This window comes from Micromonospora sp. PLK6-60 (genome assembly GCF_019890675.1).
Taxonomy (GTDB): domain Bacteria; phylum Actinomycetota; class Actinomycetes; order Mycobacteriales; family Micromonosporaceae; genus Micromonospora.
In genome coordinates this window covers 92486-110175 of record NZ_JAIOAA010000018.1, presented here as the reverse complement: position 1 = coordinate 110175, position 17690 = coordinate 92486, and the positions used below count along the sequence as shown (strand labels likewise).

Genomic DNA, 17690 nt, shown 5'->3' with positions numbered 1-17690 from the left:
GAACGACGCGGGGGCGCCGGCGCAGGCCGGGCCCCCGCGTCGCCGTCAGGCGGTACGGCCGGCGGCGGTCGACGGGTCGCCGATGCGGGGGAAGGGCTCGATGGAGAAGACCACCTCCACCGGCACCTCGAAGTAGGCGGCGATCCGCAACGCCAGGTGCAGGCTGGGCCGGAACTCGCCGCGCTCCAGGTAGCCCACCGTCTGGTAGTGCACGCCCAGCGCGTCGGCCAGTTGGCGCCGGGAGACGCCCCGCTCGGCGCGCAGCACCGCGATGCGGTTGTGCACCGTCTCGCTCATCGACGCCCTCTCATCCGACCCGCTGCATGGCCCGCTCCCGCCGGGCCGCCACCCGGGAGCCGGACTCCCGGCGGGCCATCCGGCGCAGCACCACCGGGGCCAGCGCGAGCCCGAGCACCGCCCACGCACCGAGCACGCCGAGCGTCTCCAGGTGGCGCCAGGAGCCGCCGAGCTCCACCGTGGCCAGGTCGGCCGGGAGCAGCGCCGAGCGCATGCCCAAGCCTAGCCAGTACAGCGGGAAGACCTGGGCGACGCCCTGCACCCAGCCGGGCAGGCCGTTGATCGGGTAGAAGATGCCGGAGAGCGCGATGAGGCCGAAGATCGGCAGGACCACCAGGCCCATGTTCCGGGGATTCTCGATCACCGAGCCGATCACCGCGCCCAGCGGCAGGGTCGCCACCAGGCCCAGCGGCACCACCCAGGCCAGGGTGAGCCAGGCGCCGGGGTCGCCGAGCCGCAGCCCGTCCAGGAAGAACAGCCCGGGGGTGAGCTGGATGGCCACGCCGATCAGCGAGATCGCCGAGATCAGCACGAGCTTGCCGACCAGATAGCCGAGCATCCCGTTCGGGACCGCCTTGGCGCGCAGCAGCGTGCCGTCCTCCCGGTCGATGATGAGTTGCTGGGCCAGCCCGAGCAGCCCGCCGAAGAGCAGGCCCATGCCGAGCGCGCTGGGCAGCGTCCGGGCGCCGAGGGAGAAGTCGGTGCCGGGCACGGTGGAGCCACGCATCCAGAACACGGCGACCAGCAGCACCGCCGTGGGGAAGAAGTAGTTCCACAGGTCCTGGCCGTTGGTGAAGGTGGCGCGCAGCTCGATCAGGCCGCGCCGCAGGCCGGCGCGGAGGGCGTTGGTGGTCGGGTTCATCGGTTCCCCTCCTGCTGCCACACCCGTTCGGCCCGGCCGGTGCGGATCCCGGTCTCCTCCTCGTGCACCAGCGCCAGGTACGCGTCCTCCAGGCTGGCCCGGCGCACCTCCAGCTCCCGCACCCGGTCGCCGTGCTCGCGGAGCAGGTCGCGCAGGAAGCCGGTGGCGTCGGCGGTGGCGTGCACGTAGCGCTCGCCGTCGCGGGTCCACCGGACCTCCGCGTCCCCGGCGACCCGGCGGGCCAGTTGGTCCGGCGAGCCCTCGGCGATGATCCGGCCGCCGGCCAGGATGAGGATGCGGTCGGCCAGCTTCTCCGCCTCGGCCAGGTCGTGGGTGGTCAGCAGGATGGTGGTCTCGTCCAGGTCGGCGAGGCGGTGCACCAGTTCGTGGAACTCGCGCCGGGCCGCCGGGTCGAAGCCGACCGTCGGCTCGTCCAGGAAGAGCAGCTCCGGGCGGCCCACGATGCCGACCGCCACGTCGAGCCGCCGGCGCTGCCCGCCGGAGAGCCGGGCCACCCGGGTGTCGGCGTGCGCGGTCAGGCCCACGGTCGCCAGCAGGTCGTCGACCGGCCACGGCCGGGGGATCCGGTCGGTCGAGTACGGCGCGTAGAAGTCGCCGAGGTGGCGCAGCAGCTCCCGCACCCGCCACTTGCCGTGGTCGCGCCAGGACTGGAGCACGACGCCGAGCCGGGCCCGCCACCGCTCGTCGCCGCGGGCCGGGTCGGTGCCGAGCACCTGTACCGCACCGGCCGAGGGCAGCCGGAAGCCCTCCAGGATCTCGATGGTGGTGGTCTTGCCGGCGCCGTTCGGGCCGAGCAGGGCGAGCACCTCGCCGCGCCGGGCGGTGAGGTCCACGCCGTGCAGCACGTCGACGGTGCCGTAGCGCATCCGCAGGTCGCGGACGTCGAGGACGACGTCCGAGTCGGGTGGGTCGGGAGCCCGGGTCGCCCCCGCGAGTTCAACCGCTGTCATGGTCATCCCTCAGACTGGCGTATTAGTGCCACGAAATGTAGCACCTCTACTACATGCCGAGGAAGGCCGCGTCAGCGCGGCGGGCGGCGCAGCCAGCGGGTGACCGGCGGCGGGTCCTCCTCCTCGTACGACCGGGCGGCCCGCACGGCCGCGGCCAGGCCCGACCGCTGCCGGCGGGTGGCCGGCCGCACCGCCGGGTCCTGGGCCATCTCCCGGAACAACGCGACAGCCAGGCCGAGCATCACCACCACGAACGGCAACGCGACCAGGATGGTCGCCTGCTGGAGTGCGGCGAGGCCGCCGGCGGCCAGCAGGGCCGCCGCGACCGCGCCGATGAGTACGCCCCAGAGCACCACCAGCACCCGGTGCGGGCGCAGCGCGCCACGGGAGGTCAGCGACCCGAGCACCAGGGAGGCCGAGTCGGCGCTGGTGACGAAGTAGAGCGCCACCAGCACCATGGCCAGCACGCTTGTCACGGCGGCCAGCGGGAGCGAGTCCAGCAGGCCGAACAGCGCCTGCTCGGAGCTGGCCCCGACGTCGGCCACCAGGTCCCGGGTGCCGGTGGCCTGGGTACGCAGCGCGGTGCCGCCCAGCACCGCGAACCAGACGGCGCTGGCCCCGCTGGGCACCAGCAGCACCCCGGTGAGGAACTGGCGCACCGTGCGGCCCCGGGAGATCCGGGCGATGAAGGTGCCCACGAACGGCGCCCAGGAGATCCACCACGCCCAGTAGAAGATCGTCCAGGAGCCCAGCCAGGACGGGTCGGAGAAGGCCCCGGTCCGGGTCGACATCCGCAGCAGGTTGCTCAGGTAGTCGCCGACCGAGGCCGGCAGCACCTCCAGCGTGTAGATCGTCGGGCCGACCACGAAGACGAAGAGCATCAGCGCCACGGCGATCACCACGTTCGTGGTCGACAGCCACTTCACCCCCCGGTGCAGACCGGAGAAGGCGGAGATGACAAAGGCGAGGGTGAGCGCGCCGATCACCACCAGTTCCAGCGCGCGGGTGTCGGAGAGGCCGGCGACCAGGTCCAGCCCGGCGGCCACCTGGAGGGCGCCGAGCCCCAGGCTGGTCGCCGAGCCGAACACGGTGGCGAAGACGGCCAGCAGGTCGATGGCGCGCCCGGCCGCCCCGTCCGCCCGCCGGCCGAGCAGCGGGTGGAAGGCGGCCGAGATCCGGTTGCCCCGCCCGCGCCGGAAGGTCGAGTACGCCAGCGCCAGCGCCGCGATCGCGTAGATCCCCCACGGGTGCAGGGTCCAGTGGAAGAGGGTGTACTGCATCGCCGTGGCGGCGGCGGCCCCGGTCTGCGGTTCGATGCCGGCCGCCGGTGGCGGGGACGCGTAGTGCTGGATGGGCTCGGCGACCGCGAAGAAGACCAGACCGATGCCCATCCCGGCGCTGAACATCATGGCGATCCAGGCGAGCGTGCTGAACTCGGGTTCGTCGTCGTCGGCACCGAGCCGGATCCGGCCGAACCGGGACGCCGCGATGACCACCGCGAGCACCAGGAAGGCGTCCGCCGCGACCACGAAGAACCAGCCGAACGTGGTGATCGCCCAGGTCAGGCCGGCCTCGCCGAACCGGCCGAGCGAGTCGCTCCCGAACACCCCCCAGGCCACCACCGCCAGCACCCCGCCGACGCTGCACGCCAGCACCACCGGGTCGAGCCGACCGGTGCGCCCGGTCTCCTGCGTCGCCTGCTCCGCCATGGTCACATCGTGCGGCCGGCGCCGGCCCGGTACGTACGATATGGCGGCTCTTCACCGGCCGGGGACGCCGTCGGCCGGACGGCGCGCGGTCACCCGACGACGGCGGACTCCTCGGCCTCGACCTGGGCGTTCCACTCGGCCTTGCTGGCCCGCCAGCCCTCGTCGGTCATCCCGCGCCGCCAGTAGCCGGAGATGGAGAGCGCCGCCCGGGGCACCCCGCGCTCGATCCGCAGCAGGTGCCGCAGCTCCTTGACGAAGGTCGCCTCGCCGTGCACGAAGGCGTGCACCTCACCGGGCGGGAACTCCAGCGCCCGGACCGCGGCGACCAGCGCCTCGCCCACCGGCCGGTCGCCCCGGTGCAGCCAGGTCAGCCGCACCGCGCCGGCACTGGCCAGCGGCTGCTCGTCGGCCGGGCCGTCGACCTCGACGAAGACGGTGGCCGGGGCGCCGGCGGGCAGCCGGGCCAGGCCGGCGGCGATGGCCGGCAGCGCGCTCTCGTCGCCGACCATGAGGTGCCAGTCGGCGGTCGGGCTGGGGGCGTACGCGCCGCCCGGGCCGACGAAGCGCACCTCGTCGCCGGGGCGCAGGGCGGCGGCCCACGGCCCGGCCAGCCCCTGCTCGCCGTGGTGCACCACGTCGATGGTCAGCTCGCCGGCCGCCGCGTCCCAGGCCCGCACGGTGTACGCGCGCAGCCGCGGCCACTGCTCGCGGGGCATCGTCCGGCGCACCTCGGCCAGGTCGAGCGGCTCCGGGTAGGTCACCCCCGGCGGCGCGAAGACCAGCTTGACGTAGTGGTCGGTGTGCTCGCCCAGCGGCAGGCCGGCCAGCTGCGCACCGCCGAGCACCAGCCGGACCAGGTGGGGGGTGGGCCGGGAGGTGCGCAGGACCCGGGCCGTGACGACCTTCTTCGCGGGGCGTTCCGTCATGCTGCTTAGGTTAGCCTAAGTCCCGATCGCGCCGACCTGCCCACCGCCGCACAGCCGCCGGTGCCACTCCACCGCCGCCGGGTCGGTGAGCGAGGCCACCTGGTCGATCACCACCCGCAGCCGGGCCGCGTCGTCGGGGGCCGCCCGCCACAGCGGGGCGAAGACCGGGTCCAGCGCGTCCGGGGCCCGGTTGGCCAGCGCGGCGACCAGCTCGGTGAGGATCTCCCGCTGGCGGGCGTACCGGTCCCGGGCGCCGGGGCGGCGCATCACGTAGCGCAGGGCGATGCCCTTGAGCAGGGCGCACTGGGCCCGGATCCGCCGGGGCACCAGCAGGTCGGCGCCGTAGCGGCGGTGCGGCCCGGGGCCGAAGTGCGCCCGGGTGGCGGCCACCACGGCGGAGACGAACCGGCCGGTGAGCACGCTGGTGGTCGTCTTCAGCGCGGCCTGCGCCCGGTGGCTCCCGTCGTAGCCGGCGAGCGGGGCCAGCACCGGCTCGGCGAGCAACTCGACCAGCACCTCGGCCAGGTCGTCCGACGACTCGCCGGAATAGATGGCGGCCACGTCCGCGCAGAGCGCGCGCCGCTCGTCGGTGTCGTCGAGCAGCGGGTGCAGGGTGACGTACCCGCCGTGGATGCCGTCCTCGACGTCGTGCACCGAGTATGCGACGTCGTCGGCCCAGTCCATCACCTGGGCCTCCAGGCAGCGCCGGGGCCGGCCGTCCGGCGCGGCGGCGGGCGGGGCGCCGGCCCGCAGCCAGTCGAAGACCGGGCGGTCGTCGGCGTACACGCCGAACTTGCGCTCGCCGGGGCGGCGCGGCCAGGGGTACTTGGTGACCGCGTCGAGCGAGGCGCGGGTCAGGTTCAGGCCGGCGGACGTCCCGTCCGGGCCGATCACCTTCGCCTCCAGCCGGGTCAGCACGCGCAGGGTCTGCGCGTTGCCCTCGAAGCCGCCGCAGGACGCGGCCAGCCGGTCCAGCGCGTCCTCACCGTTGTGACCGAACGGCGGGTGACCCAGGTCGTGGGCGAGCCCGGCGGTGTCCACCACGTCCGGGTCGCAGCCCAGCCGGGCCCCCATCTCCCGGGCGACCTGCGCCACCTCCAGCGAGTGGGTCAGCCGGGTACGCAGGAAGTCGTCGGTCCCGGCGACGTGCACCTGGGTCTTGGTCGCCAGCCGCCGGAAGGCGGCGGAGTGCAGCACCCGGGCCCGGTCCCGCTCGTACGGCGACCGGCCGTAGCCACCGTCCTTCGGCGGCTCGTCGACCAGCCGGGCGTCCGGCGTCACTCCTTTTCTCACCCTGCCACCTCAGTTCGCGACTGCGGGGCTCGCAAAACCGGCTCACTCCTCGCGCTCACCCCGCCACCTCAGTTCGCGACTGCGGGGCTCGCAAAACCGGCTCACTCCTCGCGCTCACGGAGCACGCAGAACTCGTTGCCCTCCGGGTCGGCCAGCACCACCCACTCGGCCCCGCCCTGCCCGACGTCCACGTGCCGGGCGCCCATGTCGACCAGCCGCTCGACCTCGGCCTCCTGGCTCTCCGGTCGCAGGTCCAGGTGGAGCCGGTTCTTGGCCGTCTTGGCGTCGGTCACCGGCACGAAGACCAGGCCGGGCAACCGGTCCGGGGCGGGCCGGATCTCCACCTCGTCGGCGCGTTCCGCGACGATCTGGTAGCCGAGCGCCTCCGCCCACCACCGGGCCAGCCGCGCCGGATCGCGCGCGTCGACGGTGAGGCTCTCCCAGACGTTGGTCATGCGGCCACCCTTCGCTCCCGACAGGCTTCGAGCGAACTCAGGGTACGCCGGGACGGGCTCGGCGGCCTCCCGGCGACCGGCCGGCATCGCGGACGCAACCGCCGAACAGACCCAAGTTGCCGACCGATCGCCGGCCGGGACGGGCCTGCGGGCCGCGCATGGCCCCCGGTAGCGTGGCGGCAGCAGAAAGTGACCGACGACCGCCCGCAACCGAGACGGTGGGAGAGACGCTCGTGGACGCTGACACGCTGATGGGCACGGAGCTGCGGGGGCTGCGCCGACGCCGCCCCGAGGTGACCGGGACGGTGCTGGCCGGCACCGACGGTCTGCTGATCTCCAGTGACCTCCCGACAACGGACGCCACCCACCTGGCCGCGCTGGCTGCCGCCTCCTTCGGCCTCGGCAACCGGGTCGCCGACACCGTGCGGCGGGGTGGCTTCCGGGAGTCGGTGCTGCGCACCGACGCCGGCTGCGTGCTCACCTACCCGGCCGGGCGCAACGCCCTGCTGACCCTGGTCACCGACCGGGCCACCGACCTCGACACCCTGCACGACGAGGCCCGCGCGGTCGCCGCCCGGGCCGGTTCGGTGGTCGACACCCAGCACCCGCGCACCCCGTCGTTCCTGCCGCCCGACCCGCACGCGCCGCTCCCCCGTCGGGCGGGCTGACCGACGCCGTGGCCCGCCCGCACCTGCGGGCGCGGGCGGGCCAGGACGGCGCAACCGGTCAGCGCGAGTCGGAGCCGGCGGTCTCCACGACGGCGCGGCCGGCCTCCAGCCGGGCCACCGGCACCCGGAACGGGGAGCAGGAGACGTAGTCGAGGCCGACGGCGTGGAAGAAGTGCACCGAGTCGGGGTCGCCGCCGTGCTCGCCGCAGACGCCGAGCTTCAGCCCCGGGCGGGCGGCCCGGCCCTCCTCCGCGGCGATCCGGACCAGCCGGCCGACCCCCTCGGTGTCGATCGACTCGAACGGTGAGATACCGAAGATGCCCAGCTCCAGATAGCGCCAGAAGAACGCGCCCTCGACGTCGTCCCGGGAGAAGCCCCACCCCATCTGGGTCAGGTCGTTGGTGCCGAAGGAGAAGAACTCGGCCGCCTCGGCGATCTGCCCGGCGGTCAGCGCCGCCCGGGGCACCTCGATCATGGTGCCGATCAGCACCTCGACGCCGCTGTCGCCGACCACCTCGGCGATGATCTTCTCGGCCTCGGCGCGTACCGTCTCCAGCTCCTGCACCGCGCCGACCAGCGGGACCATGATCTCCGGGCAGGCGGTCCCGCCGGCCTCGGTGACCGCCACCGCGGCCTCCGCGATGGCCCGGACCTGCATGGCGAACAGGCCCGGGATGACCAGGCCCAGGCGTACGCCGCGCAGGCCCAGCATCGGGTTCTCCTCGTGCATCCGGCGCACGGCGGCGAGCAGCGCCTCCTCCTTGGCGACGTCCTCGCCGCGCTCCTGGGCGACCGCGACGTTCACCGCGAGCTGCTCCAGCGGGGGCAGGAACTCGTGCAACGGCGGGTCGATCAGCCGCACGGTGACCGGCAGGCCGTCCATCTCCCGGAAGATGTCGATGAAGTCCTCCCGCTGCAACGGCAGCAGCGCGCCCAGCGCGTCCTGCCGCTCGGCGTCGGTGCGGGCCAGGATCAGCCGCTCGACCAGCTCCCGCCGGTCGCCGAGGAACATGTGCTCGGTGCGGCACAGGCCGATGCCCTGGGCGCCGAAGCGCCGGGCCCGGGCCGCGTCCGCGCCGGTGTCGGCGTTCGTCCGCACCGCCAGCCGCCGCTTGCCGTCGGCGTGCGTCATGATCCGGTGTACGGCCCGGACCAGCGCGTTGTCGATGTGCTCGGGGTCGAGGCTGCCCTCGAAGTACTGCACCACCTCGGACGGCATGACCGGCACCTCGCCGAGGTAGACCTTGCCGGTGGTGCCGTCGATGGAGACCACGTCACCCTCGCGGACGGTCTGCCCGGCCACGGTGAACTTCTTGCCCGGTACGTCGACCTCCAGCTCGTCGGCGCCGGAGACGCAGGTCTTGCCCATGCCCCGGGCCACCACGGCGGCGTGGCTGGTCTTGCCGCCGCGCGAGGTGAGGATGCCCTTGGCGGCGATCATGCCGTTGAGGTCGTCCGGGTTGGTCTCCCGGCGGACCAGGATGACCGACTCCCCCTCGGCGGCCAGCTCGACCGCGCGGGCGGAGGTGAAGACCACCTTGCCGGAGGCGGCGCCCGGGGAGGCGCCGATGCCCTTGGCCACCGGCTGGAACTCGTGGTCGAGCTGGAAGCGCGGGAACATCAGCTGAGCCAGCTGCGCGCCGTTGACCCGGTGCAGCGCCTCGTCCAGGTCGATCAGGCCCTCGTCGACGAGCTGCCCGGCGATGACGAACGCGGCGGCGGCGGTGCGCTTGCCGACCCGGGTCTGCAGCATCCAGAGCTTGCCGCGCTCGATGGTGAACTCGATGTCGCAGAGGTCCTGGTAGTGCTCCTCGAGCCGGGCCATGATGCCGAGCAGCTCGTCGTAGGACTTCTTGTCGAGCTGTTCCAGCTCCTGCAACGGCACGGTGTTGCGGATGCCGGCGACCACGTCCTCGCCCTGGGCGTTGGCCAGGTAGTCGCCGTAGATGCCCTGCGCCCCGCTGGCCGGGTCGCGGGTGAAGGCGACGCCGGTGCCGGAGTCCGGGCCGAGGTTGCCGAAGACCATGGCCACCACGTTGACCGCGGTGCCCAGGTCGGCCGGGATGCGCTCCTGGCGGCGGTAGAGGATCGCGCGCTCGGCGTTCCACGACTCGAAGACCGCCCGGATGGCCAGGTCGAGCTGCTCCCGCGGCTCCTGGGGAAACTCCCGGCCGGTGTGCTTGGCGAAGATCTTCTTGTACGCGTCGACCAGCCCGCGCAGGTCGTCGGCGTCCAGGTCGAGGTCGTTGTGCGTACCCTTGGCGCGCTTGGCGTCCTCGAGCGCGTGCTCGAACTCCTCGCCCGGCACCTCGCAGACGGTCTTCCCGAACATCTGGATCAGCCGGCGGTACGAGTCCCAGGCGAAGCGGTCGTTCTGCCCGGCCTGGTTGCTCAACCCGACGACGCTGCGGTCGTTGAGGCCGACGTTGAGGACGGTCTCCATCATGCCGGGCATGGAGAACTTGGCCCCGGAGCGGACGGAGACCAGCAGCGGGTCGTCCGGGTCGCCGAGCCGGCGGCCCATCTCCCGCTCCAGGGACTCCAGGTGCGCGGCGATCTGGGCGGCCAGACCGTCCGGCTCCCGGCCGGTGGCGAGGTACGCCTTGCACGCCTCGGTGGTGATCGTGAACCCGGGCGGGACCGGCAGGCCCAGATTGGTCATCTCGGCCAGGTTGGCTCCCTTGCCGCCGAGCAGGTCCTTGAGATCCTTGTTGCCCTCGGCGAAGTCGTAGACGTACTTGTTGTCCGCCGCATCCTGCGCTGCCACCAGAGCCTCCCACGCGCGTCCGCATTGACACTTAACGAAGGTTTAGCTGCCTCTTACCCCGGGGCCGACCACCGCTAATCCGGTGCCGTCGCCAGTCGGTGGGCGAAGGTTAAGCGAACATCGAGGGGCCTGGGACCGTTCGGTGACAATTGGCACAGCCGCCCGTACTGTCCGCGTCCGTACCGGTTTTTGGGAACGCTTCCACGAGCACGATCACGCAATTCCGATTCACCTCGTACCCTTGACCGCACTGCATCCGCCGAACCTGACCTTTGCCATATCCCACGCAAATACACCCCTGGGAGCCGTCGTCGTGTCGACCACCCCCGCCGCCCGCCGCCCCGAGCCCGGTGCCGAGCCGCTCGACCGGGCCGGCCTCCCCGCCCAGCGGCCGGCCGCCGCCGAGCTGGCCCGGGCCGCCGCCGAGGTGGCCGGTGAGCTGCTCGCCCCGGCCGCGCCGGTCCGCCTGGGCGACGTGGTCCCCGCCCCGGAGCGGGTCCACCCCGACCCGGCGGCCGACTTCACGCTGCCGGCGGACGCGGTGCTCCGGGTCAGCCCGGACCCGGCCGCCCGCGACGCGGCCGACCTGCTCGCCGCCGCGCTCCGCCCGGCGACCGGCTACCCGCTGCCGGTCACCGAGACGGCCGGCACCGAGCCGGGCGGGCCGCTGGTGCTCACCCTCGCCCCGGCCGACCCCGCTCTCGGCGCGACGGGCGCTGCCGGCACGGCGGGCGTGACGGCGGCTCTCGGCGCGGCGGGCGCTGCCGGCGCGGCCGGCGCGGCGGGCGCTGCCGACCTGGCGGGCGCGGGGGCCGACTTGGTGGGTGGGGCGCAGCTCGGTGCCGAGGGCTACCGGCTCGACGTGACCCGGGCCGGGATCCGGATCACCGCCGCCACCGCCGCCGGCCTCTGCCACGGCGCGCAGACGCTGCGGCAGCTGCTGCCGGCGGCGATCGAGAGCCCGACGCCGGTCACCGAGCGCTGGGCGGTGCCCGGCGGCACGATCGTCGACCGGCCCCGCTTCCCGTACCGGGGGGCGATGCTCGACGTGGCCCGGCACTTCTTCGGCGTGGACGACGTGCTGCGGGTGGTCGACCACCTGGCCCGGTACAAGCTCAACCACCTGCACCTGCACCTCACCGACGACCAGGGCTGGCGGATCGCGGTGGACTCCTGGCCGAAGCTGGCCGAGGTGGGCGGGGCAAACGAGGTCGGCGGCGGCCCCGGCGGCTGGTACACCAAGGACGACTACCGGCGGATCGTCGCGTACGCGGCCCGCCGGCACGTCACCGTGGTGCCGGAGATCGACCTGCCGGGGCACACCAACGCCGCCCTCGTCGCGTACCCGGAACTGGCGCCCGGCAAGATCCCGCCGCCGCCGTACACCGGCACCGAGGTCGGCTTCAGCTACCTCGACCCGGCCGACGAGCGGACGTACGACTTCGTCGCGGACGTGGTCCGCGAGGTGGCGGCGCTCACCCCGGGACCGTGGCTGCACCTCGGCGGGGACGAGGCGTTCAAGGTGAAGGGGGCGGCGTACACCGGCTTCGTCGAGCGGGCACAGCGGATCGTGGCCGCGACGGGCAAGACCGTGATCGGCTGGCACCAGCTCGCCCCCGCCGCGCACGCCGAGGGGCGGGTGCTCCAGTGGTGGGGCACCAACGGCGACGACCCGGAGACCGCCGACGCGGTGCGCCGGGGCGCCCGGGTGATCCTCTCCCCCGGCAACCGCACCTACCTCGACATGAAGTACGCCGCCGACACACCGATCGGGCACGACTGGGCCGGCCTGATCGACGTGCGCCGGGCATACGACTGGGACCCGGGCAGCCACCTGACCGGGGTACCGGCGGAGGCCGTGCTCGGCGTCGCGGCGCCGCTGTGGACCGAGTCGGTCACCTCGCTGGCCGAGATCGAGTTCATGCTGCTGCCCCGGCTGCCCGCCGTCGCCGAACTGGGCTGGTCCCCGCGCTCGACCCACGACTGGGCCCGCTTCCGCGACCGGCTGGCCGCCCATGCCCCGCGCTGGCGCACCGCCGGCATCACCTTCCACCCCTCCCCCGACATCCCCTGGCCCGCCGGAAAGGAGGGGCCCCCTGTTAACGCCTCCGGTAGAGCAGGGGCCCCTTCTTAACAGTTCGGGGCGCGGGGCGCGCTAGCCGTCGAGTCGCCAGGCGCGGGCGCGGAGGACGGCCGCCGTGTGCTCGTCGGCCGGATAGAACGACTCGATGGACAGCTCGGCCAGGGTGACGTCCAGCGGGGTGCCGAAGGTCGCGATGGTGCTGAGGAAGACCAACTCCCCACCGTCGTGGCGCAGCCGCAGCGGCACCACGATCTCGCCCGGGCCGGGCAGCTCCACCACGGGCTCCCGGTCCTCGCACGGATAGCCGCGCAGTTCCTCCTCCAGGGCCGCCAGCTCGGCGTCACCGGTCAGCTCGATCTGGCGGCCCAACCGGCTGAGCAGGTGCCCGCGCCACTCACCGAGGTTGGCGATGTGCGGGGCCAGACCGTCGGGGTGCAGGCTGACCCGCAGCACGTTCACGGGACCGGCCAGCAACTCCGGCGCGACCAGGTCGGTGAGGAGACCGAGGCTGCGGTTGGCGTCCACCAGGTGCCAACCCCGGTCGACCACCGCCGCCGGGTAGGGCTCGTGGCCGGCCAGGACCTGGCGTACGGCCGCCCGAACCGCGGCCATCCGCGGCGCGGCCAGGGCGGTCTCCGGGTACGCGGGCGCGTAGCCGGCCGCCAGCAGCAGCCGGTTACGTTCGCGCAGCGGCAGGTCGAGCGGCCCGGCGAGGCGCAGCACCATCTCCCGGCTGGGCCGGGACCGGCCGGTCTCGACGAAGCTCAGGTGCCGGGTGGAGATCTCCGCGCGCAGGGACAGTTCCAGCTGGCTGAGCCGGCGCACCTCCCGCCACCGCCGCAGTGACTCGCCGACCGGGGTGGCGACCGAAGCGGGAGCCGTGGCGGTCATGCCGACTCCGGCAGTGCTCGCCGCTGCTGGCGGTAGGCGCGCATCACGTCCCCCGTTCGTGGTGGTGGTCGTCGGCACCACTCTGCCGGGTACCGGAGCGCGCGTCGATTACCTGCCGGGTAATGCGACACCGGACACGGAGCGTCCGGTCGGGGGCTACCTCCGAGGTAATCGACACCGCGCGGCGGCCGGTGCGAGGGTTCTCGGCGTCACCAACCAACGAAGGGATGTCCTCCGATGAACACGTACACCGACCTGGTCGACCGCTACCTCGCGGTGTGGAACGAGGCCGACGGCGACGCCCGCACCGCGGCGGTCGGCGACCTCTTCACCCCGGACGCCACCTACACCGACCCGCTGGCCGAGGTGCGGGGCCACGAGCAGATCAGCGCCGTCATCGCCGGCGTCCAGCAGACCTTCCCGGGGCACGTCCTGCGCCCGCACGGGCCCGTCGACGGGCACCACGACGTAATCCGGTTCGGCTGGGAGCTGGTGCCGGCGGCGGGCGGCGAGCCGATCGTGATCGGTTTCGACGTCGCGGTCCGCGACGCCGAGGGCCGGGTATGCGCGGTCCACGGCTTCCTGGACAAGGTCCCCACCCCCGCCTGACTCCCCCACCCCATCCGCCTGCCTTCCCGCCTCGGGTGATTCCGCGCCCAGGCACCCGGCGGCGGTCCATGCGGCCGACGGGAGCGCATGCGACCGACGGGAGCGCATGCGACCGACGGGAGCGCATTGCGACCGACGGGAGCGCATGCGACCGACGGGAGCGCATGCGACCGACGGGGGCGCATGGGGCCGACGGGGGCATGCGCGGGCGGCGGGGCGCATGCGACCGACGCCGGGTTGACGGCCAGCGCGAGCGCGCGCCGCATCGCCTCGACCGCCTCGGCGTCCCGGCCGGGGGCGCACGCGGCCCGACGGGGGCGCATGCGGCCTACGGGGCATGCGGCCCGACGGGGCGATGCGGCCCGACGGGGCGATGCGGCCCGACGGGGCGATGCGGCCCGACGGGGCGATGCGGCCGGCGGGGCGATGCGGCCGGCGGGGGCGCATGCGGCGCCTACCAACTTGATGTCGTAAACGAATCAGGCAGCCGCCCATGCCGGTCTGATTGTCCGGTATGCCCGGCGCGGTGATTCGTTAGCGACATCAAGTTGGTAGCGGCCGAGAGGCACCCCCGCCCTCGGCCGCTCCACGCACGCCGCCACGCCTTGTCGATCATGAAGCTAGCGGCAAAATGCCCGGTTCCACCCGCCAACTTCGCGAGCGACCCGGGATGTGGGCTCGGGGCAGTGGGTGGAATGTCCGGTTCGCAGCGCCAGGTACCCCCCGACGACGATCATGGCCAGCCGCAGCAGCAGGAGCCCCGCCGGGGGTGCGTGGGGGTGCGGATTGGGGAGTGAGGGTGTCGGGTTCGGGAGTGAGGTGTCCGGTTCGGGGGTGGGTGTGCCGTGGGCGGGGTCACCGTGGCGGTGGAATCGGGGCCGGGTCGCCGGCGTTGTACATGGCTCACCGCGCGGCACCACGACGCCCGGGCCCCAGCCCGCGGCACCACCACCCGGGCCTCAGCCCCCGGGGAATGACCCGCCGCCGGTCGTCGTTACATCCCCGGGCCACCCGAGCAGGTCACCACCGCTGACCGCCGGGCCGCCCAACCCCCAAAGACTTTCCGCGGCACCCCACCCCCTGGCTGCCGCGCACCCCCGAACAGAGGAGTCGCACATGCGTACCGATCTGATCCGCAAGAGCGCCCTGACCATCGCCGGCATCGCCGCCACCGCCGGCGGCATCGCCGGACCCGCCATCGCCGCCCAGGCCACCCCGGCCGAGAAGACCGCACAGGTCAGCACCCAGCGCGGCGGCGAGCGGGAACTCGGCGTGCGCTACGAGGCCCAGCCCAACTTCTACTACTGCGGCCCGGCCGCCACCCGCAACGCCCTGTCCGTGCAGGGCAAGAACATCGACGTCGACGCCATGGCCAAGGAGATGGGCACCACCGAGGCCGGCACCAACTCCATCAACGACATCACCCCGGTCCTGAACAAGGAGACCGGCAAGGACGTCTACAAGTCGGTCGAGATCAAGTCCGGCAAGGCCGACGACAAGCAGACCGACAAGCTGCGCTCGGACATCGTGCGCACCGTGGACAACGGCCGCGCCGTGGTCGCCAACATCGCCGGCACCGCCACCGACACCGACGGCAACACCCACTCCTTCGAGGGCGGGCACTACATCTCGGTCGTGGGCTACCGCGACGGCGGGAAGACCGTGACCATCGCGGACTCCGCCAACCCGAACACCGCCTCCTACCGGATCAGCGTGGACAACCTCGCCGACTGGATCGCCACCCGCGGCTACACCGCCTCCTGACGTACACCGGAAAGGGCTCGACCTCCACGAGAGGTCGGGCCCTTTTTCGTCGGCTCAGCCGCCGGAGTCGTCCAGCTCGGCGCCGTCGGGCACGGTGTCGTCGTCCCGGCTGGCCAGCCAGCCGTCCGGCAGGAAGACCTTGCCCGGGGAGTTGGTCCGGCCGCGCGGCTGGCCCAGGTTCTCCACCGGGTACGGCACCTCGGGGTCGAGCTTGCCGAGCAGGTCGTCGAGCTGGGCCAGGCTTTCGATCATGGCCAGCGAGCGGCGCAGCTCGCTGCCGACCGGGAAGCCCTTGAGATACCAGGCGACGTGCTTGCGGAAGTCGGTGCAGCCGTCCCGCTCGCCCCGCGCCGGGTTCCGGGCCCCGGCCACGAACTGGTCGACCAGCAGCTCGGCGTGCCGACGCATGGTCACCGCCACCTCGCCCAGGCTGGGCAGCCGCCGCTCCGGCCGGCCGGTGAAGGCGGCCTCCAGGTCGGCGAAGAGCCACGGCCGGCCCAGGCAGCCCCGGCCGATCACCACGCCGTCGACGCCGGTGTGGGCGACCATCCGCAGCGCGTCGTCCGCCTCCCAGATGTCGCCGTTACCCAGCACCGGGACGTCCAGCGCCTGCTTCAGGGTGGCGATGGCATCCCAGTCGGCGGTGCCCGAGTAACGCTGCGCGGCCGTACGCCCGTGCAGGGCGACCGCGGCGACGCCGGCGTCCTGGGCGGCGAGCCCCGCCTCGACGTACGTCAGGTGGTCGTCGTCGATGCCCTTGCGCATCTTGACCGTGACCGGCACCCCGGCGGGTGACGCGGCGTCCACCGCGGCCCGGACCAGCCGGGCGAAGAGCCGGCGGCGCCACGGCAACGCCGAGCCGCCGCCCCGACGGGTCACCTTCGGCACCGGGCAGCCGAAGTTGAGGTCGATGTGGTCGGCGAGATCCCGCTCGACGACGATCCGCACGGCGGCGGCGGTGATCTCCGGGTCGGTGCCGTAGAGCTGGAGGCTGCGCGGCTGCTCGTCGGCGCCGAAGGCGATCATGCGCAGCGTCTTCGGGTTCCGCTCGACCAGCGCCCGCGTGGTGATCATCTCGCAGACGTAGATGCCGCCGCCCTGCTCCCGGCAGAGCCGGCGGAAGCCGATGTTGGTGATGCCGGCCATCGGCGCGAGCACCACCGGCGGCCACACCCGGTGCGGCCCGATGGTCAGCGCAGGCAACGTCACGGCAGTCACCGCCCAAGTGTAAGGAAGGGCCCCTTCTTAACGCCTTCTGCATAGCAGGGGCCCCCTGTTAACAGGGCGCATATCACAACCGGCCGGCGTCCGGGCGTTCTCCACAGGGCGCCGCTCGGTCCACAGGCCAGCGGCGCGGGGCGCCACGCGACCGGCGGGCTGGGCCAGGCTGCGCCCATGCCCGACTGTTCACCGCAGTTGGCGGAGACGGCGCACCGCCAGCAGCAACTGGTCACCCGCGCCCAACTCCTCGCCGACGGCTTCGACGACATGTACCTGTACCGGCAGACCCGGCGGGGGCTCTGGCAACGCGTGCTGCCGGCGACGTACGCCCTGTTCACCGGCGCCCTCACCGACGAGCAGCGCCGGATCTCGGCCGCCCTGTACGCCGGCGACGGCGCCCAGTTGACCGGGCTGGCCGCGCTGTCCTGGTACGGCTTCCGCTACAGCCCGCGGACGGACGACGTACACCTGATCGTGCCGCCATCACGCGCGCCGCAAGTCGTCGGGGCACGCGGTGGTCGCGCGGGCGCTGGCGCTCGACGACAAGGCCCGGCGGACGGCGCTCTACCCGGTCTGCTCGCCGGCCCGGGCCGTGGTCGACGCGGCCCGGGACCTGCGCGACCTGCGCACGGTACGGGCGATCGTGGCCGAGGCCGTCCAGCGCGACTTCACCGACCTCGGCGCCCTCGACGCGGAGATCCGACGGGCCCGGCGCAGCCGCACGGCGTTGATCCGCAAGGCGTTCTCGGAGGTCGTCTCGGGCACCCGGTCGGCGCCCGAGGCCGAGCTGCGGGAGTGCCTGGGGGCGAGTCGGCTGCTGCCGGAGATCCTCTGGAACCCGCGCCTGCTGACCGCCGACGGTCGGACGCTGCCTACGCCGGACGGCTACCTGGCCGAGGCCGCGGTGGCGCTGGAGGTGGACTCCCGGGAGCACCACTTCAGCCCGGGCGACTGGGCGCGGACGATGGACCGGCACAACGAACTCGGCCGGCTGGGGGTGCTGGTCCTACACGTCACGCCGGCCCAGATCCGGCGGGAGCCGGCCCGGGTACGCCGAACGGTGGAGGACGCGTACGCGGCCCGGTCCGGTCTCGGCGTGGCCGTCGGGGTGCGCGCCGAACCGCGGACCGAGCCCGGTGCCGGGTGTTAACAGGGGGCCCCTCCTCTACCGAAT

The 17690-nt window shown here is 73.6% G+C and carries 15 protein-coding genes; 5 read left to right on the top strand and 10 right to left on the bottom strand.

Annotated elements, in window-relative coordinates:
• Nucleotides 1-45: 45 nt before the first annotated feature.
• The 7 genes from K7640_RS25640 to K7640_RS25610 form a co-directional block, all read right to left on the bottom strand.
• Nucleotides 46-297: a helix-turn-helix transcriptional regulator gene (locus K7640_RS25640; protein WP_222957472.1), complete on the bottom strand. Its 252-nt coding sequence runs from the start codon at nucleotides 295-297 to the stop codon at nucleotides 46-48.
• A gap of 10 nt (nucleotides 298-307) precedes the next feature.
• A complete protein-coding gene (locus K7640_RS25635) occupies nucleotides 308-1159 on the bottom strand; it encodes an ABC transporter permease (protein WP_222957471.1) in 852 nt (283 codons plus the stop codon).
• The gene (locus K7640_RS25630; RefSeq protein WP_374198125.1) at nucleotides 1156-2130 is read right to left on the bottom strand and encodes an ABC transporter ATP-binding protein; all 975 of its coding nucleotides are present in this window, start codon (nucleotides 2128-2130) and stop codon (nucleotides 1156-1158) included. The genes K7640_RS25635 and K7640_RS25630 overlap by 4 nt, the downstream gene beginning before the upstream one ends.
• 71 nt (nucleotides 2131-2201) lie before the next feature.
• Nucleotides 2202-3839 carry a BCCT family transporter gene (locus tag K7640_RS25625; protein WP_222957470.1) on the bottom strand — a complete coding sequence of 546 codons (1638 nt, stop codon included), beginning with the start codon at nucleotides 3837-3839 and terminating at the stop codon, nucleotides 2202-2204.
• Nucleotides 3840-3928: 89 nt separating this feature from the next.
• Nucleotides 3929-4765, bottom strand: coding sequence for a siderophore-interacting protein (locus tag K7640_RS25620; RefSeq protein WP_222957469.1), 837 nt, complete (start codon nucleotides 4763-4765; stop codon nucleotides 3929-3931).
• Nucleotides 4766-4780: 15 nt separating this feature from the next.
• Nucleotides 4781-6058: a deoxyguanosinetriphosphate triphosphohydrolase gene (locus K7640_RS25615; RefSeq protein WP_374198124.1), complete on the bottom strand. Its 1278-nt coding sequence runs from the start codon at nucleotides 6056-6058 to the stop codon at nucleotides 4781-4783.
• A gap of 101 nt (nucleotides 6059-6159) precedes the next feature.
• Nucleotides 6160-6513, bottom strand: coding sequence for a VOC family protein (locus K7640_RS25610; RefSeq protein WP_222957468.1), 354 nt, complete (start codon nucleotides 6511-6513; stop codon nucleotides 6160-6162).
• A 233-nt stretch (nucleotides 6514-6746) separates the two neighbouring features.
• Between K7640_RS25610 and K7640_RS25605 the strand changes: the two genes are divergently transcribed.
• On the top strand, nucleotides 6747-7181 hold the full coding sequence (locus K7640_RS25605) for a roadblock/LC7 domain-containing protein (RefSeq protein WP_222957467.1): 435 nt from the start codon (nucleotides 6747-6749) through the stop codon (nucleotides 7179-7181).
• A gap of 58 nt (nucleotides 7182-7239) precedes the next feature.
• Here K7640_RS25605 and ppdK read toward each other — a convergent pair whose 3' ends face one another.
• Complete coding sequence (gene ppdK, locus K7640_RS25600) at nucleotides 7240-9948, bottom strand: pyruvate, phosphate dikinase (RefSeq protein ID WP_222957466.1); 2709 nt, start codon at nucleotides 9946-9948, stop codon at nucleotides 7240-7242.
• A gap of 406 nt (nucleotides 9949-10354) precedes the next feature.
• Here ppdK and K7640_RS25595 point away from each other — a divergent pair, with 406 nt between their 5' ends.
• Nucleotides 10355-12082, top strand: coding sequence for a family 20 glycosylhydrolase (locus K7640_RS25595; RefSeq protein ID WP_255609949.1), 1728 nt, complete (start codon nucleotides 10355-10357; stop codon nucleotides 12080-12082).
• A gap of 21 nt (nucleotides 12083-12103) precedes the next feature.
• Here K7640_RS25595 and K7640_RS25590 read toward each other — a convergent pair whose 3' ends face one another.
• Nucleotides 12104-12922 carry a helix-turn-helix domain-containing protein gene (locus K7640_RS25590; protein ID WP_222957464.1) on the bottom strand — a complete coding sequence of 273 codons (819 nt, stop codon included), beginning with the start codon at nucleotides 12920-12922 and terminating at the stop codon, nucleotides 12104-12106.
• 237 nt (nucleotides 12923-13159) lie between these two features.
• On the opposite strand from K7640_RS25590, the gene K7640_RS25585 reads away from it, so the two are divergent.
• Together K7640_RS25585 and K7640_RS25580 are read left to right on the top strand one after the other, a co-directional pair.
• Nucleotides 13160-13531, top strand: coding sequence for a nuclear transport factor 2 family protein (locus K7640_RS25585; RefSeq protein WP_222957463.1), 372 nt, complete (start codon nucleotides 13160-13162; stop codon nucleotides 13529-13531).
• Between the two features lie 1116 nt (nucleotides 13532-14647).
• Nucleotides 14648-15295 carry a C39 family peptidase gene (locus K7640_RS25580; protein ID WP_222957462.1) on the top strand — a complete coding sequence of 216 codons (648 nt, stop codon included), beginning with the start codon at nucleotides 14648-14650 and terminating at the stop codon, nucleotides 15293-15295.
• A gap of 54 nt (nucleotides 15296-15349) precedes the next feature.
• Here K7640_RS25580 and dusB read toward each other — a convergent pair whose 3' ends face one another.
• Entirely contained in the window at nucleotides 15350-16513 is a 1164-nt protein-coding gene (dusB, locus tag K7640_RS25575; RefSeq protein WP_222957461.1) for a tRNA dihydrouridine synthase DusB, read from the bottom strand.
• A 517-nt stretch (nucleotides 16514-17030) separates the two neighbouring features.
• On the opposite strand from dusB, the gene K7640_RS25570 reads away from it, so the two are divergent.
• Nucleotides 17031-17666 carry a hypothetical protein gene (locus K7640_RS25570; RefSeq protein WP_255609927.1) on the top strand — a complete coding sequence of 212 codons (636 nt, stop codon included), beginning with the start codon at nucleotides 17031-17033 and terminating at the stop codon, nucleotides 17664-17666.
• The last annotated feature ends 24 nt before the right edge of the window (nucleotides 17667-17690 follow it).